This window comes from Bacteroides parvus (assembly GCF_017309675.2).
In the GTDB taxonomy this organism is placed as follows: domain Bacteria; phylum Bacteroidota; class Bacteroidia; order Bacteroidales; family Bacteroidaceae; genus Bacteroides; species Bacteroides uniformis.
The window spans coordinates 102,483-125,636 of record NZ_CP084680.1; the positions used below are offsets into that span (position 1 = coordinate 102,483).

Here is a 23,154-nt window from a genome sequence, read left to right on the forward strand (position 1 = left end):
TTTTATGAGCAGCGTAATACTTGTCCCGGTCTCAGGATTGTTTTACGCGTAATTCTGTTCAGTTTGCAAAGCTTGTCGATGGAGGTTCCCTGACGTGCTGCAATCCGTCCCAATGTGTCTCCCTTCTTTACCTTATAGAACAGACCTTCACCCGATGCCATGCTACGCGCCGTACCGGAAGAGCCTTTTGTCTTATGGAAAGTATAGGAATCAGCTACGATATCCTGCTTTTCAAAATCAAACATAAGCGCAGGATTGATGGGAATACCCAAGAAACGGGTTTCAAAGTGAAGGTGTGAACCGGTAGAACGTCCGGTATTTCCTCCCAATGCAATTGGCTCGCCGGCTTTTACCAACTGGTTTGTATCAACCAATTGTTTAGACAAGTGTCCGTAAACGGTTTCCAAGCCATTGTCGTGACGAATAACGACGTATTTGCCGTATCCACGACGACCTTGATTCTTGACAACGCGCACTTTTCCATCAAAAGCCGCACGGATTGTATCGCCTACATACACCTTGATATCCAAACCATAATGAGCTCTTCTTCTCCGGGGACGGTAACCGAATACATCCGTGATACGGGTATTGGGAGTAGGCATACAGAAACCGGTCAAATCAAATGTATAGCTCTCAGGCACAATCGCATTGCCATAGGCTTGTACGAATTCGTTGTTCCAGTTGGGATACAAATCCAAACCCGGATACAATGATTGTTCTGCACGTATCTGTTTTTGCAAAGCCAGTGAATCAACACTCTTAAGTTTTCTGTCGATGGGGGCCTGGCGGGCAATCAGGTCTTGCGAGAAAGAATTCAAGCTAACCATTGCCGTCGCAGCCAATAAAGCAGTTTTTATCCAATTAAAATTCATCCGTTTCGTCATTCATTTTGATATCCGTTGCAAGCATCTCGGCAAATCAAACACCACCTGTTCTATGCGAATATCCAGATTGATTTTCAAAAATTCTCCCAAAGGTAACATTTCTCTCTGAAAAACGACATCAGTCATTAACTATTTTTTCGAAGAGGAGGAAACTGTAAAGCTCGCAAAGATGTCTTAATCCCCTATAGATAGGAGATTTACAAGCAAACATGTTTTACAACATAAAATGCAATAAAAGTGCATGTTTAACCGTTTTTTCAGCTAATGGCAGCCCAATTAACGTTCGTTTTTCTCAACGCTTTCAGTTGTCGCCACAAGACCTCGTTCTCAGGCAACATGCCATGTGGATCTGCATCCACCACCGTTTGCGCTACTTCACGGACATATTGCAGCAGTTGTCCGTCACGGGCTATATCGGCAATCTTCAGATCGAAAGCAATGCCGCTCTGCTGTGTCCCTTCCAAATCTCCAGGACCACGTAGTTTCAAGTCTGCTTCCGCTATTTCAAAGCCGTCATTAGTCCGCACCATTATCTCCAAACGCTTCCTTGTATCCTCCGCCAACTTGTAGCCGGTAACCAGAATACAATAGGACTGGTCAGCTCCACGTCCTACACGTCCCCGAAGCTGATGAAGCTGGGACAGCCCGAAACGCTCGGCGTTCTCAATCACCATCACCGAAGCATTGGGCACATTTACACCTACCTCAATCACGGTGGTAGCCACCATTATCTGTGCCTCGCCGGATACGAACAATTGCATCTGAGCATCCTTTTCAGCAGGTTTCATCTTTCCATGTACCTTGCAAACCCTACACTCGGGAAACTCTTCACAAACATGCAGATACCCTTCTTCAAGGTTCTTTAAGTCAATCTTTTCGCTTTCCTTAATCAGCGGGTAGACAATATAGACCTGCCGGCCTTCGGCAATCTGCTTGTGCATGGACTGATACAAGCTTATCCGACGGCTATCAAACTGATGAAGAGTGACAATCGGTTTACGTCCTGGAGGCAATTCATCGATGACAGACACATCCAGGTCGCCATAAAGCGTCATTGCCAATGTGCGGGGAATCGGGGTTGCCGTCATCACCAATACATGGGGAGGTTGTACATTCTTTGTCCACAAGCGTGCCCGTTGGGCCACACCGAAACGATGCTGCTCGTCAATCACAACCAAACCGAGCGAAGCAAAATTCACCGTATCTTCAATGACGGCATGGGTACCTATCAGTATATGTATGTCTCCCGTCAACAAACCGGCAAGGATAGCTTCGCGCCGCTTGCCCTTAACAGAACCGGTCAACAGTTCCACACGTACCTCCATTCCATACAGCAGCTCACGGATGGTTTCATAGTGCTGGTTTGCCAAAATCTCGGTAGGTGCCATCATGCATGCCTGAAAACCATTATCGAGCGCCATCAACATACTCATCAGTGCAACAAGCGTCTTTCCACTTCCCACATCCCCTTGCAGCAAGCGGTTCATCTGCTTTCCTGAGCCTACATCCTTACGGATTTCCTTCAATACCCGCTTCTGTGCATTGGTCAGTTCAAAAGGAAGATTACGGGAGTAGAAAGTATTAAACACTTCGCCCACCCTTTCAAAAATATAACCGCGATATTTCCGCTGACGGTCTTTTGCATACCTCAGGATATTCAACTGTACGTAAAAGAGCTCCTCAAACTTCAGGCGATACTGTGCCTTACGCAATAAATCCGGATTAGCGGGAAAGTGTATATTGACCAAAGCTTCCGTCAACGGCATCAGATGATGCTCGGCAAGTATAGCGGGAGAAAGGGTCTCGGGCAACGGCTCACGCAACTGCTGCACCACCGTATTCATCATCTTCTCGATGGCATGCGAATTGAGAGAACTCCGTTTCATCTTTTCAGTCGTATTATAATAAGGTTGTAACCCCATGGACGACAATTTCAAATCCGAAGCAGAGTCTATATCCGGATGAGCCATATTTATTCTACCATTGAAGAAGGTCGGTTTTCCGAACACAATATATTCCTGATGCACTTTATACTTCCCTACCAAATATTTGATGCCCTGGAACCAAACCAGGTCCACCACCCCCGTACCGTCCGAGAAATGAGCAATCAACCTGCGCTGGCGCCCTTCTCCAGCCGTCTCAAAACTTAGTATTTCACCTTTCAGCTGAATATAGGGCATCGTCCCATCGATCTCCTGAATATAATAAATCCGACTGCGGTCTACATATTTATATGGAAAGTAATATAGCAAATCGTGCAAGGAGTAAATGCCCAATTCCTTATTGAGCACCGAAGCACGCTGCGGCCCGACGCCCGACAAATATTTTATGTCACGCGTGGCTAAATCGAACATGAACCTATCAGAGCTGTGGCTATTTTTAAATCAAAAGGAGTGGTTATTTTAATGTTTTCCCGATTTCCCGGCGTCAAAAAGACAGATACGCCCAATGCCTCCACCACAGAAGCATCATCGGTAAAATGGGGTGTATAGGGCTGCTCGTATGCCGCTTTCAGCAGTTTCGCATCAAAAACCTGGGGAGTCTGCACCAATCTATAATCATCCCTGCCGACAGTCACACTGCCTTCCCCTTCCATACGGCGAACGGTCTCCACCACACCGATTACCGGAATTACGGCCTTTTTTTCGGCCGCCAAGTCATAACAGCGTGCAATCACTTCCCGGGCCACGAACGGACGCACCCCATCGTGCACACCGACCAAAGCTGGTGTCTTGACCAAAGCCAAACCGTTCTTTACAGAGTGGAACCGCGTCTCCCCTCCATCTGCAATGGCATGCGGCAATGAAAAACGGTACTCCCTGCACAGCAGCCTCCAGTAATCCTGCTGGCTGTGGGGAAGCACCAATATTATCCGTATCTCAGCATTGTAGTCATAAAACGCCTCCAGAGTGCGCATCAAAACAGGTTTCCCCCCTATCGGGAGAAACTGTTTGGGGAGTTCGGTCCCCATGCGCAAGCCCTTACCACCGGCAACAATCAGAGCATACTGAACCATTTATGATTTATGATTTATGATTTATGATTTAAAATCATAAATCCGTTACACACATGGCTTCTTTCAGTTCCTGCACCTTCTCTTTGCCTTGCAACAGCTCCACTACGGCCAATGCAAACTCCATGGCAGCGCCCGGTCCTTTACCAGTGATGATATTGCCGTCTCTTTCTACCGGAGCACCCGTACATTCGGCACCTTCCAAATACTGTTCAAAGCCGGGATAGCAAGTAGCCTTCTTGCCTTTCAGCAATCCCAGCTTACCCAATACCATAGGAGCCGCACAAATAGCAGCAATCGGTTTCTGCTCTTGGGCAAAACGCAGTACCAGATTACGCAGTTCTCCACACTTCTCCAAAGTGGACGCACCCGGCATACCGCCAGGCAATAATACAAGCTCTGCATCAAAGAAGTCGCAGTTCACTACATTCTTATCGCACAAGACCGGAACATCGTGTGCTCCCGTCACTATTTCATCAGGGGTTACCGTCACCATTTCTACGTTCAGTCCGGCGCGTCTCATCACATCCACAGAAGTAAAAGCTTCTATTTCTTCAAATCCGTCGGCAAAAAAAACATAAACTGTACCCATAATTGTTCCTCCTCTTATTTTAGATTAAAATAATACGTTATTGTTCCCGTCTGATTGTTCAAGCCGCTTACCGCATTGAAACGGGCTTTCTTGGCAGCATCCTCTGCCGCTTTCCGCAATGCGGGATTGACGGTATTGGTCTGGCGGTTGATGCTGGTTGCTATCACATGTCCGGCAGGGTTCACTGTGATGGTCACCACAACCCTACCTTCATCCTGCACATTATATACCGGCCGCGGCAATCCGCCCTCACCAAGAGAACGTCCGCCCAAATTAAACGAGCCGTAGCCTCCCGTACCCGAAGTGGCTCCGGACGGAGCATTTCCCGTAGGACTTCCTTGAATACCTTCGCCTTCCGTATCGCCTTTACTACCCATTTGGGCACCTTTGCCAAAAGCGCCAGCTACCCGTTTACGGGCAGCTTCCTCGGCTTCCTTACGTTCCCGTTCGGCTTTTGCCGCTGCCAGTTTGCGGGCCTCCTCCGCTTTTTCGGCTTCCGTCTTTTCCGGTTTCTTCACCTCCTCCTTTTTCTTGGGTTCGGCTTTGGGCTTTATGGCAACGGTTTCTTCAGTTTCCTGCGTAATGATGTCCTGCTCCACCGTTTCCTGCACCTGAGGAGCGGTTTCCTCCGGCATGACATCCACCTTTACTAAAGAAGGGTCGGCAGCGCCCAGTGCATCGGGCACCTCTCCCAGCATAACGGGTACACCGCCTTCTTCCGAGGGTTCCGGCGGTGTGAATCCTACCAGTATCAGAAGGGCAATAATGGCAACATGCACCACAAGTGCACCTGCCATACCTATATATTTTCCTTTCTTCTTCCGATTCACCATTGCATTTACAATTTAGCCATGTACAATGTACGATTTAGTTTTCCGGTGGTCGTGTAGCCAGCACCATCTTGAATTTATTCTCGTTTGCAATGTTCAGCACCTTCACGATTTCCCGGTAAGGCACTGTTTCGTCAGCATACAAAGCTATATACATTTCAGGCTCCCTCTCCGCACACGATTGTAGGAAAGGAGTCAATTCTTCAAGCGTCAGAGACAGTTCCTTGTCATTGCCAAAAGCAGCATAATAATTCAGATTCTTATCTATGATGACTCTTGTCAAAGGCTTTGCAGAAGTCTGTTGCTTTCCCTGCGGCAGCAGTACCTTGATAGCATTGGGCGATACCATGGTAGATGTTATCATAAAGAAAATCAGCAGCAGGAAAATCAGGTCCGTCATGGACGCCATACTGAAATTGGGTGATATTTTAGCTCTACGTTTTAACACGCCTTTAAGTTTTAATTCTTAATTCTTTAATTAATCATTTCGCCGGTTCGTTCAACAAATCCATGAATGCCATTGTCTTGGCTTCCATCTTGTTGACCACGCCATCTATCAATGTCACCAGGTAATTGTAGGCAAACATAGCTATGATACCGACTATCAAACCGCCCACCGTAGTAATCATCGCCTCATAAATACCACCGGAAAGCAACGTTATATCAATATTATTTCCGGCATTTGCCATTTGCCAAAATGCACGTACCATACCCGTCACCGTGCCAAGGAAGCCTAGCATAGGAGCGCCACCGGAAATCGTGGCCATAATCGTCATTCCCTTCTCCAGTTTGGCAACCTCAATATTACCCACATTCTCGATGGCAGCCTGCACATCGTTCACCGGGCGTCCCAAACGGCTGATACCCTTTTCAATCATACGGGCCGAGGGAGTATCCACACTGCGACAATAAGCAATGGCAGCTTTCAATTCCCCACCCAAAATATAATCCTTTATTTTATCCATGAACTGAGGGTCTTCTTTCCCCGCCTTCCGGATAACATAATTACGTTCAAACAAGATGTAGAAACAAAGTACGGACATCAAACCCAAGACAATCATAATCCAGCCACCTTTGATGGCCATGCTCCATAAATTCATTTCGTCGGAAGCGTTTACTTGTGTCAGTACCGGATTGGCACCTGCAATAGAGTCAGTCAGTGCCGGAGCCACTTGGGCCAATAACAACATTACATTCATCAGCGAAGACAGTTTTTATATTCCTTGACCGTACGCTCCAATCCCAGATACAGCGCGTCACTAATCAGCGCATGCCCGATGGACACCTCGTCCAGCCACGGAATGTTTTGATAAAAATAATTCAGATTCACCAGGCTCAGGTCATGTCCGGCATTCAGCCCCAGGCCTAAGCTGCGGGCCACCTTGGCAGCCTCGACAAAAGGAGCTACAGCCGCTTCCCGTCCTTTGGGATAAGCCGTAGCATAAGGTTCCGTATATAGCTCCACGCGGTCGGCACCGGCTTTGGCAGCATATTCTATCATTTCGGCATCGGTGGAAACAAATACGGAAGTACGGATACCAGCATTGTTGAACTCATCCAACACTTCGTTCAAGAAGTCAAAATGGGTCTTGGTATCCCAGCCTGCGTTTGAAGTCAGCTGTGTAGGGCTGTCGGGCACCAAAGTTACCTGATGCGGTTTCACCTTCAAGACCAAATCCATAAATTCGGGTGCAGGATACCCCTCGATATTGAACTCTGTCCGCAGCAACGGCCGCAAATCATATACATCCTTACGGCGGATATGCCTCTCGTCAGGACGGGGATGCACCGTAATGCCATCAGCACCAAAGTCTTCACAATCCAGCGCTACCTTCACAACATTCGGGACATCACCTCCACGGGCATTGCGCAGCGTTGCCACCTTATTTATATTAACGCTTAATCTAGTCATAATTCGGTTTATAGTTTGGGACAAAAGTACAAATAATAGTTATATATTGGCAGCATTCTGAGAAAAAAATAGCATCTTTGCACTTCAATCCAACAGAATTGATTATGAAATTTGCCATATTCGGAAATACCTACCAAGCAAAGAAATCCTCGCATGCAGAAAACCTCTTCCGGTTGCTCGGACAGCATCATGCACAGCTCTGCATCTGCCGGGAATTTCATCACTTCCTGACTGCCGATTTACATCTAAACATACCTGACGCCGAATTGTTTGACGGAGATGATTTCTGTGCCGACATGATTATCAGCATCGGTGGCGACGGCACTTTCCTGAAAGCAGCCAGCCGTGTAGGAAAGAAGAATATCCCCATACTGGGCATCAATACCGGCCGGCTGGGTTTCCTTGCCGACATCTCACCGGAAGAGATGGAAGAGACCTTCGATGAAATCTACAACAATCACTATAAGGTAGAAGAGCGTAGTGTACTGCAACTGAGGTGCGACGATGAACGCTTGATGCAATCCCCTTACGCCCTCAATGAGATAGCTGTATTGAAGCGGGACAGTTCGTCCATGATCAGTATCCACGCCGCCATCAATGGCGCTCCGTTGACCACCTATCAAGCTGACGGCCTGGTTGTCTCCACACCTACCGGTTCCACCGCCTACTCACTCAGCGTCGGTGGCCCGGTCATCGTGCCTCACAGTAAAACCATCGCCATCACCCCTGTGGCTCCACACAGCCTCAACGTCCGTCCCATCGTTATTTGTGACGACTGGGAAATTACACTTGATGTGGAAAGCCGCAGCCATAACTTCTTGGTTGCCATCGACGGCCGTAGCGAGTCCTGCAAAGAAACGACCCGGTTGCACATCTCACGTGCCGACTATAGCATAAAGGTAGTCAAGCGGTACAACCACATCTTTTTTGATACGCTTCGTAATAAACTGATGTGGGGGGCAGATATCAGATAAGCCTATATCACTTCCCAAAATTCTTATTCGTATCCACTGCGAAATGAGCGCAATGATATTCCGGCAATTTGTCGCATTTTATTAAGGACGAAACAAAAAATTTATAACAGCCTGATTATCAACATTATTAAACACAATGCATTCAATATACTACTGAACCTTATTCAATATACGACTGAATGGCATTCACTATACGACAGAATTAGGTTCAGAATACGACTCTATTCAGGCCCACACTATTTGTAAACAATACAGATTATTATTCAGCCCTTGTTTCGGCTGGGAATAGATGAAAACGACATACCGAAATGAGATACCTACCACCTGTAGCCGATAACTGATTCAACACGCGACAGAAGAATAAAACAAGTCCAGACGTAGAAGCAATAAGAATGTATATTTTCAACCAAAAGCTTTTAAATAAATAATAAAAACGCCACCTTTGCAGTCTATTCTTGCATAATCTATGTAAAATAACACTTTGTCAAACAAAGGAAATGCCATTTAGAATGGCGTCTATAACCTTAAATATAAGATGAATTAATATGCAGAAGGAAAATGATACTCTATTGGTAGCCAAATTGAGAGAAGGCAATAAATTTGCCTTTGAAGCGCTGTACGAAAAATATAGTGCAAAGCTGTATAACACCATTATTCTTCTTGTATATGATAAGTCATTAGCCAAAGACATCACCCAAAGCAGCTTCATGGCGATATGGGAAAAACGCAGCAATCTGGATACAGCGAAGAGCTTTCCGGCATATCTATGCACCATTGCACGCAACATGGTATATAAAGAAACCGAACGCATGCTACTGCACAACAAATTTGTAGAAAACAAATTGAAAACAGAAGAAGCAGCTATCGAAGGAGATACCGTGGATATGGACATCTCCATCATTGAAAAACAGATAGAACAACTACTGCAAGGCTTACCGGAAATTTCACGAAAGGTTTTTCAGCTGAAGAGAGCAGGAGAACTGTCCAATAAGGAAATCGCATCCCAGTTAGATTTGACGGAACGTGCTGTAGAGGCTCATTTCTACCGTACTATGAAACTACTGAAAGAAGAACTACGTAAATTCATCATGTTATTTCTCTCCTTTTACTTTCTAAACAATTGTTAAAATTCAAAATTCTGTGAGTGTTTTGACAGACTTGCGGATATATATTACAGAACATGGATAAAAAAGACAGTCATATTGAACTATTGGATCGTTTTTTTCGTGGACTGACCAGCCCTGAAGAAGATGTGCAGTTAAAATCATGGATTAAGCAACCGGATTTTCAACAGAAATTTTCCGTATACTATCAGCAATGCTGGGCACTGGCTCCGGACACGATGGACAAAGCCGTACAAAATGAAATGTTCACCGAACTTTTAAGCCAGATAGACGCAAGTTCCACCACGGAAACGAAGGTCCTGAAAACAAGGAACCGTTTCCTGCGTCAGATTGGGCGCTATGCTGCAGTTGCCTGCATCATATTGGCAGTGGGAAGCGGAGCCTATTATGCAGGAGTCAAACGACCGGCCGATGACGCCAATACAGAAGTCACCATGTCCGTATCCAACGGGCAGAAGGCCGACATCATTTTGGCTGACGGCACAAAGGTCTACATCAATTCCGATTCAAGAATTGTATATGACAACACTTACAACAAGAAAACACGTATGGTCTCCCTGGAAGGAGAGGCTTATTTTGAAGTTGCAAAGGACAAGGAAAAGCCTTTCATCGTGAAAGCAAATGGCATCAATGTACAAGCACTAGGTACAAGCTTCAATATACGTGCACATAAAGACGATAAATCAGTAGCTGTAATCCTGATAAGTGGAAAGGTTAAAGTAGACGACGGCAGACACGAGGCATATATGAAGCCAAACGAAAGGCTCGTTTGTAACCTGACCAATGGACAGTTCGAAAAAAGCGAGCTTCATCCTAATGCAAGTTATTTGCTATGGAGAAGCAATGAACTAGCGTTCTACGGTGAATCTTTTGAAGAAATTTGTACCATGCTTACTCGAATGTATAATTGCAAATTTATATTCAAAAACGAGAAAGTAAAACAATATACTTATCACGGCATCATTAAGAATAGCAGTTTGAATAATGTATTAGAATACATCAGCCAAGCTGGCGGCATTAATTACAAAATAAAATCTGATAATACGATCGTAATATATTAGTAGTGTTTAATAAACTCTTTATGTTAACTTAAAAAGGAAAATATGGAATAGATTTTATAAACTTTTTACTTCACCAAACACAACTGCCAGCTTTCGGCAGCAAAATAAAATTCTAGTTTAAACATTCACGAGAAATTCGTCATAAGTTACTCTAATATCTTATTAGAGCAGGTCTTTGGTACGCCTTTCTCAAAATAAAAAACAATTAATCTAATATTATTAGACATGAGACAAAACAAAATGATTATGCGGTCTTTAGTACTGCTGGGTGCACTGTTTTTCTGGGGAAACAGCTTCGCCCAAATCAGTTTATCTGTAAACAAGCAGACCATCAAGCAGATTATACCGCAAATTGAAAAAGCTAGCGGTTATAACGTATTCTACACAGACAAACTTCCCAATCTTGAAACAAAAAAGGATTTAAATGTATCAAATGCTTCACTTGAGACCGTATTGAAAGAATTATTTAAAGGAACGAAAATCTCCTTTGAAATAAAAGCAAACAAGCAGATTTTGCTGTTCCAGCAAACCAACAAATCTGTAGGTGCTAAAAAGAAAGTAACCGGTAGAATCGTAGACGAAAATGATGAGCCGCTTATCGGAGCTTCCGTTATTATCAAAGGCTCTACACAAGGAACAATAACCAACATTGACGGTGAATATACATTGGAAGATGTGCCGGAGAAAGCTACTCTAACCGTTTCTTACGTAGGCTATATACCGGCATCTGTTGCTGTCAACGGTAAAAGCGCAATCAATGTAGTGCTGCAAGAAGATTCAAAGACTTTGGAAGAAGTAGTTGTTATCGGTTATGGTACCGTAAAAAAGAAAGACTTGACCGGTGCAGTAGGTTCTGTGGGAGGTGCAGAAGTAGCCGCCCGTAAAACAACTTCCCTTTCCACCGCTTTACAAGGAACCATCCCTGGGTTAATGGTAACCCGTAACAATAATGCGCCTGGTGCAAATGCAGACAAGATATATGTACGTGGTATCACAACCATCGGGAATTCAGATCCTTTGGTTATCGTTGATGGAGTACCTGGTGACATCAATTCAGTAAATGCCAACGACGTTGAGAGCATTTCTGTATTGAAAGATGCTGCTTCCGCTGCTATTTATGGTTCTCGTGCCGCTGCTGGCGTTATTCTTGTCACCACCAAAAGAGCCAGTGACAAGGAACTGTCATTGACCTATAACGGTGAATTCGGTTGGGAAATACCTACCGCAGAGCCTGAGGTTGTAGGCGTGCAACGTTTTCTGGAAATGGCTAATGAATTACGATATACAGATAATCCGGACGGTGGCAAATACCAAGCCTATTCAGAAGATCAAGTTAATAACTGGGTGAAAAACAATGCAACCAATCCCAACCAGTATCCTATAACCGACTGGCAAGATCTGATTCTTGAGAAGTCCGCAACCCGTCAAAGTCACAGTATCCACCTTTCAGGCGGCAGCAAGGTCGTTAAGACCAAAGCATCCTTAGCGTATGATGAAGTAGGCGGTCTGTACGGTGACCGTTATTTCCAACGCTATACATTACGTGTAAACAATGACTTCAACATTACCCAAAAGTTAAGTGCTACATTGGACTTCAATGTTAAGCGCACTAAACACCACATGCCGCAATTCACTCCATTCGGAATGATGCGCTACATGCCTGCTATTTATGCAGGAGTATGGGATGACGGCCGTATAGCTGAAGGCAAATCAGGAGCCAACCCTTATGGATTGATGAAATTGGGTGGTACAACAAAAAAATGGTACACAGCATTGGGCGGTAAAGCATCTATTGATTTCAAGCCTTTTGACGGATTTAAAATTTCAGCAATCGTTGCTCCTCGCTTTAATTACGACAAGTTCAAAACATTCAAGAAAGCAGCCAGCTATACATTGGCAGATGATCCCAATACAATAGGGGGATACTTAGACAACAGCGGACTATACAACACAACCAAACTCTCAGAAACCCGCAATGACAGCTACAATGTCACTACACAATTAATAGCAAACTATGCAAAGAAGTTTGCCGGAAAACATGACATCAACCTTATGGCAGGTTACGAAAACTATTACGAATATATTGAAGAATTAGGTGCTGACAGAGACGGCTACGTTCTCACGAACTTTCCATACCTCAATAATGGACCTAAAGATTTAATTGGCAACTCTGGAAAAGGAAAAGAGTACGCTTATCGTTCCTACTTCGGACGTGTCATGTACAGCTATGCCGACAGATATTTATTCCAGGCCAATATACGTCATGACGGCTCATCACGTTTTGCAAAGAAACACAGATGGGGGACATTCCCTTCCTTCTCTGCCGGTTGGGTACTCAGCGAAGAAAATTTCATGAAGAATCTTAATTGGGACTGGCTGTCATTCTTGAAGATTAGAGCTACATGGGGAGCATTGGGTAATGAACGTATTGGCGATTTCCCATATATGTCAACCATTGCATTTGGGAACACTATTTTCTATCAAAACAACGGTATTTATTTTGACCAAACTGCATCCCAACAGAAATATGCCATTGAAAATGTAACATGGGAGAAAACTGAATCTACAGACATTGGCTTAGACATTTCTTTCTTGAACAACCGCTTACGTGTGAACGGTGACTATTACTGGAAAAATACTAAAGACATGCTATTAGCAATGGCTATCCCTGATTTTCTAGGATTCTCTGACCCAGACGTCAATGCCGGCAAAATGTCAACCAAAGGTTATGAATTGAATGTCAGTTGGAATGACCACATCGGTGACTTCAGCTACGGAATAGCCATTAACTTCTCTGACTTCACCTCCAAAATGGGGGATTTACAAGGAACCCAATTCCTCGGTGACAAAGTTAAAATGGAAGGCAGTGAATTCAATGAGTGGTATGGCTATGTTAGCGATGGTCTTTTCCTGACAGAAGAAGACTTAAAGAATTCTCCCAAAATCAATGATAAGAACACTCAATTGGGCGATATTAAATACAAAGACATATCTGGTCCTGACGGTGTACCCGACGGAAAGATTTCTCCTGAATATGACCGAGTATTACTAGGCAGCTCATTACCCCATTTCCTATATGGTGGTAATATCAATTTGGGGTACAAAAATTTTGACCTTTCATTGGCATTCCAAGGTGTCGGAAAACAAAATGCACGCTTGGCAAGAGAAATGGTAGAACCATTCCGTAACAATTACGGGAATTTCCCCGCCATCATTGATGGAAACTATTGGAGTCCTTATAATACGGACGAACAAAACGCAGTTGCCAAATATCCTCGTCTAACCCATGTAAACAAAAGTTCCAACTATGCCATGTCAGATTATTGGCTGTTCAACGGAGGTTACTTCCGTCTCAAAAATATAACTTTAGGCTATACATTCCCTAAAGAATGGATGAACGCAATAGGCATCAAAGGTGCACGCATTTATGCCAGTGCTTCCGATCTATTCTGTTTGAGCAAATATCCGAAAGGATGGGACCCTGAAATGGGAGTAAGTGAATATCCTATCACAACATCTATATTGTTAGGCGTATCTGTTAACTTTTAAAAGAAAGAAAAAAAATGAAACATAAATTTATAATATTAGCTTTAGGACTTGGATTTTTAGCAAGTTCCTGCAATGACTTGGACTTAGTTCCATTGTCTGAGGCCTCCACTGAAAACTGGTATTCTTCAGAAGAAGAACTATTGATGGCTGCCAATGAATTCTATAAAATAGGATATTGGAATAAAATGAACCAGGGACTTCTGGAACAAGCCACCGACAACTTCACCTATAGAAATGTGAATCGTTGCAACCTCCTAGACGGTACAGTAAATGGTGATGGTGGAACAGAGAACTGGTATCCAGTAGAGCAATGGCAATCAAACTATAAATGTATAACAATGGCCAATACATTTCTTGAAAAGTCTGAGCGCGCCGAAAAGGCTGGTGTCTCTGAAAAAATATTGAATCAATACAGAGGAGAAGCTTACTTTACAAGAGCTTGTAAATATGCAGTACTCGTTTCTTTCTTTGGTGATGTTGTCTGGCTAGATAAGAATATTTACATTGAAGAAGCCTTCCAAAAAGGACGTACTCCAAAAGAAGAGATTATACCTTTAATTTACCAAGACTTCGACAAAGCAATTTCTATGTTACCAGTATCTTATACCGGTAACTCGACACAACGTTTCACAAAAGGTGCTGCGCTAGCCATGAAAGCACGTTTTGCCCTTTACATGGGTGATTGGGAACTTGCGGCCGAATCAGCTAAAGCGTGTATGAATTTGCAAGCTTATCAATTACATCCCGACTTCAGCGACTTATTCTTGATGAATACCAAAAATTCTATAGAAAGCATTCTTGTATTCCCACGTTCCGTGCAATACAACATTCTATACGATGCTACTGCCACAAAAAATGAGCTACCTAGAAATGCTGGAGGATACGGTTCGTATGCACCCTCTTGGGACTTGTTGGCTTCGTTCCTCTGTACAGATGGGTTGCCCATTGACGAGTCACCTCTTTTTGATCCCCACAATCCTTTCAAGAACCGTGACCCCCGTTGTACTGCCACCATTGTAGAATTTGGAACCCGCCATTGTAGCTTTGACTTTGATCCTCATCCCGATGCATTAAAAGTAATGAACTACAAAACCGGTAAAATGGTAACCAACCAAGATACCCGTGCCAATGCACAATACACCTCATTCAATGCATTGCTATGGAAAAAAGGTATTGACGATTCTTGGGTAGATAACAAACAAAAAGTGGAAAGTGACTATATTGAAATACGTTACGCAGAAGTATTGTTGACTTATGCAGAAGCCATGATTGAACTGAACAAGATTGACGAATCTGTATTAGAAGCCATCAATAGTGTACGTGCCAGAGCATACGGAGTGAAATCTTCTGAAACAGACAAATATCCGGCAGTAACAGCACGTGACCAAAAGTCCTTACGCCAGACAGTCAGACTGGAACGTCGCGTAGAGTTTGCTAAAGAAGGACTCCGCTACATGGACCTCATTCGTTGGAAATTGGCAACCAAAGCTCTGAACACCAAGAACTACGGCATTCTATATCCTGCTGACATATTAAGAGACAAAGTTACATCAAAAGGACTGTGGTTCTGGCCTACTACACCACAGATAGATGAAGATGGAATCGCAGACTTCTCTGCTATGGAAAAAGAAGGCTTAATCCAAGTACTTTCCCAGCGCAAATGGGACGAACGGCAGTATTTATGGCCAATCCCCACATCTGAAATCATTATTAATGAAAACATGAAACAGAATCCAGGGTATTAACGGTTAGACATTATAGGTAAAAAGATTGTGAATAAAAGGATAAACAAACTGTAATGAAAGGACTGCCCCTGCAAATTAGAAATCCAGGGCAGCCCTTTTATACCGTTTCCACAACAAAATAAAGAACCGCATATTTATGAGAAGAATTATATTGATTTTAAGTCTACTGTTCTGTAGCCAGCTTATCACAGCCTCCAATCTATTGATAGAAGCAGAAAGCTTTGACCAAAAAGGAGGATGGGTAGTAGACCAGCAATTCATGGATCTTATGGGGTCACCCTATCTAATGGCTCATGGAATGGGAGTCCCGGTTGAGGATGCTTCCACTACCATATCTTTTCCCGAGAGCGGTACATATTATGTATATGTACGTACCTATAACTGGACTTCTCCCTGGTATGATGGCAAAGGAGCAGGAAAGTTCACTCTAAAAATCGGTAATAAAAAGCTGCCTATAGTTTTAGGTGATGAAGGCAACCAATGGATGTGGCAACCCGCCGGAAAAATTTCAGTAAAGGCTGGGAATAGTAATCTAACATTAAAAGACTTGACCGGTTTCAATGGCCGTTGCGATGCTATTTATTTTACAACAGAAAAAGAGCAACTACCTCCTAACGAAACTGTACAACTGACAAATTTCCGTAAAAAAATGCTGGATATTCCAGCCGAACCGGAGCAATACTCCTATGATGTGATTGTAACTGGTGGCGGTATAGCCGGTATGTGTGCAGCCGCAGCCGCTTCCAGATTGGGATGCAAAGTGGCATTAATCAACGACCGCCCAGTACTTGGCGGCAATAATAGCTCTGAAGTCAGGGTTCACTTAGGGGGCAATATCGGAGTAGGCCCCAATTCCGGACTGGGACGTATGATAAGAGAATTCGGACATTCTAAAGAAGGAAATGCCAAACCTGCCGCAAACTATGAAGATGAAAAGAAGGAGCTTTTTATCGCCAATGAAAAGAATATCACCCTTTATGCCAACTACCGCGCCATATCTGTAAAGACCGATGGCAACAGAATAGAATCTGTCATCATCAAGCATATAGAGAATGGAAAAGAAGTGGAACTGAAAGCACCATTGTTCTCCGACTGTACCGGAGACGGCACCATCGGGTATCTGGCCGGTGCAGACTACAACATGGGACGCGAATCCCGTACCGAATACGGAGAAGAGCTGGCACCGATTCAACCGGACAAAATGACAATGGGTTCATCCGTACAATGGTACTCTGCAGACAAAGGTAAACCTACCCGTTTCCCTATTTTCTCGTACGGTCTGCAATTCAATGAAAAGAATTGCGAAAAAGTGACGATGGGTGAATGGAAATGGGAAACCGGCATGAACTTCAATCAAATCGACGACTTCGAACGTATACGTGATTATGGCTTAATGGTCATCTATTCTAACTGGAGTTTTCTGAAAAATGAATTAAAGGACAACAAGAAATATAAGAACCGCGCATTGGACTGGGTAGCCTATATTGCCGGGAAACGCGAATCACGCCGATTGTTGGGCGATTATATTCTAAAGCAAGATGATATAGACAAAAATGTCTATCACGAAGATGCCTCCTTCGTCACAACCTGGAGCATCGACCTGCATTTCCCGGATTCGCTCAATGCGTCACACTTTCCTGATGCGCCCTTCAAAGCAGCAACCAAACACATCCATATATATCCTTACGCAGTGCCCTACCGCTGCCTATATTCCAGGAATATCGAGAATCTTTTTATGGCAGGCCGCAATATCAGTGTTACCCATGTGGCACTGGGCACTGTCCGCGTAATGCGTACCACCGGAATGATGGGCGAAGTTGTCGGGATGGCGGCTTCCTTATGTAAAAAGTACAACACCACTCCGAGAGGAGTATATCAGAAACACCTACCGGAATTGAAAGCACTGATGAAAGAGGGAGTAGGAAAAAAAGAAGGGATTCCCGATAATCAGAAGTTCAATGAACAAAAATTATTAAAAGAGCCTCGTATATTTATCATTGAAAAAAACAAGAAGTAAGAAACACGTTGATACTACAATTTAAGTATTAATAAAACACGCATATCATGAAAAATATTCTAACATTATTATTTGTCCTTTTCGGAGGATATTCGTTACACGCACAAGATGCTTGTTACGGCCGTCTGAAAAATGACACTTTAACCATCGGAAACAGCTTGGTCGAACGTACCTTTTTGTGGAACGGGGGAAATATCATAACTTACCGCCTGACCGACAAGAGTAATGGAAAATCATGGAAGAACCACAGCCTTACTCCAGATTTCAGAGTAACGAAAGATTTGCCGCAACCATCAAACGGTTCACTCAAAGTAGTTCCCGTAAAAGAGACTAAAATATTTCCCGCTTATCTGAAAGTAGAAGTTTCTTTCAGCCTGGAGAAGCTAGATATAAAACGGGTATATCGTATTTATGATGATTGTCCAGCCATAGCCTGCGACACCTACCTCAGAGGAACAGTAAACAGTATTTTCGGAGGCAGAGAAGTTAGTGCAGCCGACCGGAAGAATATTGAATTCGCCGAAGACATGAAATCTAAAGAAGTAACCGCTGTACTAGACCAGTTCCATTTCCAAGGACAACATTGGCACGCCCGCAGCGTGGAATTTTCCGATGTGACGGACTGGCACAACAACCTGGTTTTCGAGAAAGAGATTATTTCCTATCGCAAACTGGGATATCGCGGCAATCTGCTGTTTGCCTTTAATGGCGAGGACAACTGTGGCATCTTCTTTTTAAAAGAGGCTCCCTGCTCTTCGGTACAATTAGCCTATCAAGGAAAGGATTTTCTGACTGATTTCGGAAAGTTTACAGTAACCGGCCTGGGCATTACCGAGAAAGACGTGACTCCCGACCGTTGGACCCAAACATACGGATGCGTATTGGGAATATACGGAGAAGATGAACTGAGCCGACTACAAGCGCTTCGTTCATATCAGAAGAATATACGTACTTACCGGGCCGACCGCGACGAGATGATTATGATGAACACCTGGGGAGACCGTAGCCAGGACTCAAAAGTAAACGAATCCTTCTGTTTGAAAGAACTGGAACGCGCCGCCCGTCTGGGAATCACCCATTTCCAGATTGATGATGGCTGGCAAATAGGTAAAAGCCCTAATTCAGCTGTAGCCCGCGGTTCATTCAAGAACATTTGGGACAATAAAGACTACTGGAAACCCGACCCGCAAAAGTATCCACGTGGTTTGCATCCCATCGTAAAACGTGGCAAGGAATTAGGTATTGAAATCGGTCTTTGGTTCAATCCCAGCATACAAAATGATTTTGCCGATTGGCAGAAAGATGCGCAAGCACTCATCAGCCTTTATCGCGAATACGGCATCAAAGTATTCAAGATAGACGGGCTCACCATTCCCAGTAAAGAAGCCGAAACAAACCTGCACCGCTTATTCAACAAAGTGCTGGAAGAGACGGACGAGGAAGTGATTTTCAACCTTGATGCGACAGCCAGCCGCCGCGGAGGCTACCACATGTTCAATGAATATGGAAATTTCTTTCTGGAAAACCGTTATACCGACTGGCAGAACTACTATCCTTACTGGACTTTGCGTAACCTCTGGATGCTTTCCAAATATGTTCCGGCAGAAAAGCTGCAAATAGAGTTCCTGAACAAATGGAGAAATACGGATAAATATAAAGGAGAAGTCTTCGCTCCGGAAAACTATTCATTTGAATATCTGTTTGCTACGACTTTAGCAGGACAGCCGCTTGCCTGGATGGAAGGTACCAATCTACCCGAGGAAGCATTTACATTACGAGAACATACAGAAGCCTACAAGAAATTTCAGCATGACATGCATTCCGGCACTATCCTACCCATAGGAGATGAACCGTCGGGACGCTCTTGGACCGGCTTCCAGTCTCTAAAGAAAGATAGAGGATACTTGATTGTGTACCGTGAAAATCATCCAGAAGGGACTACAGAAGTCGAAACCTGGCTGCCAGAAGGTGTCACAGTAAGATGTATCCCATTGATGGGACACGGCAAAGCGATGACAGCAGTAACCGGAAAGAAAGGAAGGCTGGAAATCTCTCTGCCATCAATCAATGACTATGTTGTCTACAAGTATGAGATTAAAAACAAACGCTAAAATAAAGACTGACATGAAAATCACAAGGAGTATACTCTTAATCGCCTTCTTGATGCTGTTTTACCGAGCCTTCGGACAACCTGCCGAACGGCTGATTCGGATACAGATCACTCCCAATCATACAGACTGGCTATATAAGCCAGGCGAAAAAATAGAATTCAGCATTACGGTACTGAAAAACAACGTACCAATTCCTGACACAGAAATTCGGTACCAGATTTCAGAAGATATGATGAAGCCTCACAAAGAAGGCATATTGCAAGCTGAAAAAGGGACAGCTACGGTGGAAGCCCAAACAATGGAAAAACCTGGCTTTCTCCGTTGCCAAGCCTTTGTTAAATATGGAGGACGCGAATACCAAGGGATAGTAACCGTTGGAATCGATCCAGAAAAATTAAAACCTATCACATCATTGCCCGAAGACTTTCTAAATTTCTGGGAAACAGCAAAGCTCCAGGCTCAAAAGACACCAATGGATGTACAAATGACTCTTGTACCCGAACGTTGTACAGAGAAAGTGAATGTATTCCATGTGAATATACAGAATTATGAATCCCATACACGCTTATACGGCATGCTGGCTATGCCTAAAGCAAAAGGTCGATATCCCGCAGTTTTAAAGCTACCAGGTGCAGGAATACGTTCTTATGCCGGAGATGTGGAACATGCTGCCAATGGCTGGATTGTTTTCGAAATAGGAATACACGGTATTCCGGTCAACATGTCAGGACCGGTATATACCAATCTCTATATGGGAGCATTAAAAGGGTACCACACGTTCAATCTGGATAATCGGGATAAATACTATTATAAACGTGTATATCTAGGCTGTGTACGTGCCATTGACTTTATTTATTCCCTACCACAATTCGATGGGAGCAATTTGATAACATTCGGCAGTAGCCAAGGAGGAGGATTGTCCATCGTGACAGCTGGACTTGATTCACGTGTCAAAGGACTGGTAGCCTTTTACCCTGCTCTTTGTGACATGGTCGGCTATATACATAACCGTGCCGGAGGATGGCCACACATGTTTAACAAGCAAGAAAATCAGACTGCAGAAAAGGCAAATACAGCACGTTATTATGACGCAGTTAATTTTGCACGCCAAATAAAAGTTCCCGGATTCTACTCATTCGGATATAATGATATGGTCTGTCCACCCACTACTACCTATTCTGCCTACAATGTAATTCAAGCACCCAAACAAATATTAGTATCCGAAGAAACGGCTCATTATGCCTACCCAGAACAATGGGTAGCCGCATGGAAATGGGTCGCTGATTTCTTTCAACAAAACAAATAAAAACTATAAGAATCATGAGAATACTTTTTTTTATTACAACACTGCTTTTCATCATCCCGAACATGTTCGGACAAAAGGAATATCGTCTGAACTCACCGGACGGCAAGTTGGAGGTTACCTTATATATAGGTGACCGGATCACTTACGAGCTGACGGAAGAAGGGCATACATTGGTAGCCCCCTCTCCCTTATCAGTACATCTGGATAATGGGACAGTCTGGGGTAACGGCTCCCATCTTAAGAGAGTCAGTCATCGCCAGGCAAATGAGGTGATTCCCTCTCCTTTCTACAAGCGCAGTGAAGTAAAGGATGTCTATAATGAAATGACGTTAAGTTTCCGGGAACATTTCAACCTCATTTTCAGAATGTACAATGAAGGAATGGCATACCGGTTCACAGCGACCGGAAACAGACCGTTCAAAGTTACAAACGAAGAAGCCGCCTTCAACTTCAACAAGGACTACAAATCGATTGTCCCTTATGTAAAAGATGGCGATAAACAACCGATAGAGGCCCAGTTCTCCAACTCTTTTGAAAACACCTATACACATATAGAGCTATCCGGACTGAACCCCCAAAGACTGATGTTTACCCCCGTAGTAATAGAGCAGGAAAACGGCCGTAAACTTTGTATTGCCGAATCCGACGTGGAGAGCTATCCGGGCATGTTCCTCATCAACAGGAACGGGGGAACAGCACTCACTTCCGCTTTTGCCGCCGTCCCCAAAACAAAAAAACAAGGCGGGCATAACCAACTGCAAATATTGGTCACAGAGCGTGAAAACTACATTGCTTCCTGCCAGCCGAAAGCCAAACTACCCTGGCGCATCATTGTTGTGGCAAGAAATGACAAGGAGCTGGCAGATAACGATATGGTTTATAAGCTGGCTGCTCCATCACGCATGAAAGACATCTCATGGATACGTCCGGGCAAAGTGGCCTGGGAATGGTGGAACCATTGGGGAATCAAAGGCGTGGATTTCGAAGCTGGAATAAACAATGAAACATACATGCACTATATCGACTTCGCCTCCCGGCATGGCATCGAGTATGTGATTCTAGATGAAGGCTGGGCTGTCAACCTCGAGGCTGACCTCTTTCAGGTTGTACCGGAAATAGATTTAAAGAAACTCACGTCCTATGCCAGGCAAAAGAATGTAGGACTCATCCTTTGGGCAGGCTACCATGCCTTTGCCCGCGACATGGAACATGTATGCAGGCACTATTCCGAAATGGGCATCAAGGGATTCAAGATTGACTTTATGGACAGGGATGACCAGGAAATGGTAGACTTCCACTACCGGGCTGCCGAAATTGCCGCTAAATATAAGTTGATGGTAGACTTTCACGGCACGTACAAACCTACCGGGCTGAACCGCACTTATCCCAATGTCATCAACTATGAAGCCGTTCACGGGCTGGAACAGATGAAGTGGAGTGACATCCATACCGACCAGGTAACCTACGATGTCACCATGCCATTCATCCGTATGCTGGCCGGACCGGTGGACTATACACAAGGCGCCATGCACAATGCCAACAAACGGTGTTACCACTCCTCAATGGATACCCCAATGAGCCAGGGAACCCGTTGCCGCCAATTAGCTGAATATGTAGTATTTGAATCACCATTGAACATGTTGTGCGACAGTCCCACCAATTACGACCGTGAAGAAGAATGCACGGAATTCATCGCTACCATCCCTACCGTTTGGGAACAAACAGTAGCCATGAACGGAGAAATTGGAAAATACATTACAATGGCGCGCAGGAAAGGAGATGTCTGGTATGTCGGCTCCCTGACCAATTGGGATGCACGTACTCTGACACTGGACCTTTCTTTCCTCGGTACAGGCAGATGGAAAGCGGAAATGTTTCATGACGGAGTGAATGCCAACCGCCTGGCTTCCGACTACCAAAAGACCGTCACAGACATTCCTGCATCCCGTAAACTGACCGTCAAAATGGCACAAGGAGGCGGATGCGCATTGAAAATATACAAAGAATAATTCATAGGCTTTTTAAACGTTAACTGA

Annotated in this window: 17 protein-coding genes; 9 read left to right on the plus strand and 8 right to left on the minus strand. The window is 44.2% G+C overall.

The window, feature by feature from the left end:
• Nucleotides 1–2: 2 nt before the first annotated feature.
• The 8 genes from JXR92_RS00420 to JXR92_RS00455 all read right to left on the minus strand — a co-directional run bounded on the left by JXR92_RS00420 (nucleotide 3) and on the right by JXR92_RS00455 (nucleotide 7,231).
• Nucleotides 3–872 (minus strand): M23 family metallopeptidase, encoded by an 870-nt coding sequence (locus JXR92_RS00420; protein WP_005837478.1) that lies wholly within the window; start codon nucleotides 870–872, stop codon nucleotides 3–5.
• A 269-nt stretch (nucleotides 873–1,141) separates the two neighbouring features.
• Nucleotides 1,142–3,238, minus strand: coding sequence for an ATP-dependent DNA helicase RecG (gene recG / locus JXR92_RS00425; protein ID WP_005829964.1), 2,097 nt, complete (start codon nucleotides 3,236–3,238; stop codon nucleotides 1,142–1,144).
• Nucleotides 3,226–3,900: a 2-C-methyl-D-erythritol 4-phosphate cytidylyltransferase gene (locus JXR92_RS00430; RefSeq protein ID WP_138344938.1), complete on the minus strand. Its 675-nt coding sequence runs from the start codon at nucleotides 3,898–3,900 to the stop codon at nucleotides 3,226–3,228. Before JXR92_RS00430 ends, recG begins: the two co-directional genes overlap by 13 nt.
• A gap of 34 nt (nucleotides 3,901–3,934) precedes the next feature.
• A complete protein-coding gene (locus JXR92_RS00435; RefSeq protein ID WP_005829959.1) occupies nucleotides 3,935–4,489 on the minus strand; it encodes a DJ-1 family glyoxalase III in 555 nt (184 codons plus the stop codon).
• Nucleotides 4,490–4,503: 14 nt separating this feature from the next.
• A complete protein-coding gene (locus tag JXR92_RS00440) occupies nucleotides 4,504–5,322 on the minus strand; it encodes a TonB family protein (protein WP_005829957.1) in 819 nt (272 codons plus the stop codon).
• A gap of 34 nt (nucleotides 5,323–5,356) precedes the next feature.
• The gene (locus tag JXR92_RS00445; RefSeq protein WP_005833355.1) at nucleotides 5,357–5,767 is read right to left on the minus strand and encodes an ExbD/TolR family protein; all 411 of its coding nucleotides are present in this window, start codon (nucleotides 5,765–5,767) and stop codon (nucleotides 5,357–5,359) included.
• A 34-nt stretch (nucleotides 5,768–5,801) separates the two neighbouring features.
• Complete coding sequence (locus JXR92_RS00450; protein WP_005833356.1) at nucleotides 5,802–6,518, minus strand: MotA/TolQ/ExbB proton channel family protein; 717 nt, start codon at nucleotides 6,516–6,518, stop codon at nucleotides 5,802–5,804.
• A complete protein-coding gene (locus JXR92_RS00455; protein ID WP_005829949.1) occupies nucleotides 6,518–7,231 on the minus strand; it encodes a pyridoxine 5'-phosphate synthase in 714 nt (237 codons plus the stop codon). The genes JXR92_RS00450 and JXR92_RS00455 overlap by 1 nt, the downstream gene beginning before the upstream one ends.
• A 104-nt stretch (nucleotides 7,232–7,335) precedes the next feature.
• On the opposite strand from JXR92_RS00455, the gene JXR92_RS00460 reads away from it, so the two are divergent.
• The 9 genes from JXR92_RS00460 to JXR92_RS00500 all read left to right on the plus strand — a co-directional run bounded on the left by JXR92_RS00460 (nucleotide 7,336) and on the right by JXR92_RS00500 (nucleotide 23,127).
• On the plus strand, nucleotides 7,336–8,205 hold the full coding sequence (locus JXR92_RS00460; protein WP_138344936.1) for an NAD kinase: 870 nt from the start codon (nucleotides 7,336–7,338) through the stop codon (nucleotides 8,203–8,205).
• Nucleotides 8,206–8,750: 545 nt separating this feature from the next.
• Nucleotides 8,751–9,332 (plus strand): RNA polymerase sigma factor, encoded by a 582-nt coding sequence (locus tag JXR92_RS00465; protein WP_118273886.1) that lies wholly within the window; start codon nucleotides 8,751–8,753, stop codon nucleotides 9,330–9,332.
• A gap of 53 nt (nucleotides 9,333–9,385) precedes the next feature.
• A complete protein-coding gene (locus JXR92_RS00470) occupies nucleotides 9,386–10,390 on the plus strand; it encodes a FecR family protein (RefSeq protein ID WP_131225430.1) in 1,005 nt (334 codons plus the stop codon).
• Between the two features lie 225 nt (nucleotides 10,391–10,615).
• Complete coding sequence (locus JXR92_RS00475; RefSeq protein ID WP_119961197.1) at nucleotides 10,616–13,939, plus strand: TonB-dependent receptor; 3,324 nt, start codon at nucleotides 10,616–10,618, stop codon at nucleotides 13,937–13,939.
• A gap of 14 nt (nucleotides 13,940–13,953) precedes the next feature.
• Nucleotides 13,954–15,684: a RagB/SusD family nutrient uptake outer membrane protein gene (locus JXR92_RS00480; RefSeq protein WP_119961198.1), complete on the plus strand. Its 1,731-nt coding sequence runs from the start codon at nucleotides 13,954–13,956 to the stop codon at nucleotides 15,682–15,684.
• Between the two features lie 136 nt (nucleotides 15,685–15,820).
• Nucleotides 15,821–17,701, plus strand: coding sequence for an FAD-dependent oxidoreductase (locus JXR92_RS00485; protein ID WP_119961199.1), 1,881 nt, complete (start codon nucleotides 15,821–15,823; stop codon nucleotides 17,699–17,701).
• Nucleotides 17,702–17,748: 47 nt separating this feature from the next.
• Nucleotides 17,749–19,812 (plus strand): alpha-galactosidase, encoded by a 2,064-nt coding sequence (locus JXR92_RS00490; protein ID WP_138344934.1) that lies wholly within the window; start codon nucleotides 17,749–17,751, stop codon nucleotides 19,810–19,812.
• Between the two features lie 13 nt (nucleotides 19,813–19,825).
• Nucleotides 19,826–21,118 carry an acetylxylan esterase gene (locus JXR92_RS00495; protein ID WP_119961267.1) on the plus strand — a complete coding sequence of 431 codons (1,293 nt, stop codon included), beginning with the start codon at nucleotides 19,826–19,828 and terminating at the stop codon, nucleotides 21,116–21,118.
• Nucleotides 21,119–21,132: 14 nt separating this feature from the next.
• Nucleotides 21,133–23,127: a glycoside hydrolase family 97 protein gene (locus JXR92_RS00500; protein WP_138344932.1), complete on the plus strand. Its 1,995-nt coding sequence runs from the start codon at nucleotides 21,133–21,135 to the stop codon at nucleotides 23,125–23,127.
• Nucleotides 23,128–23,154: the final 27 nt, after the last annotated feature.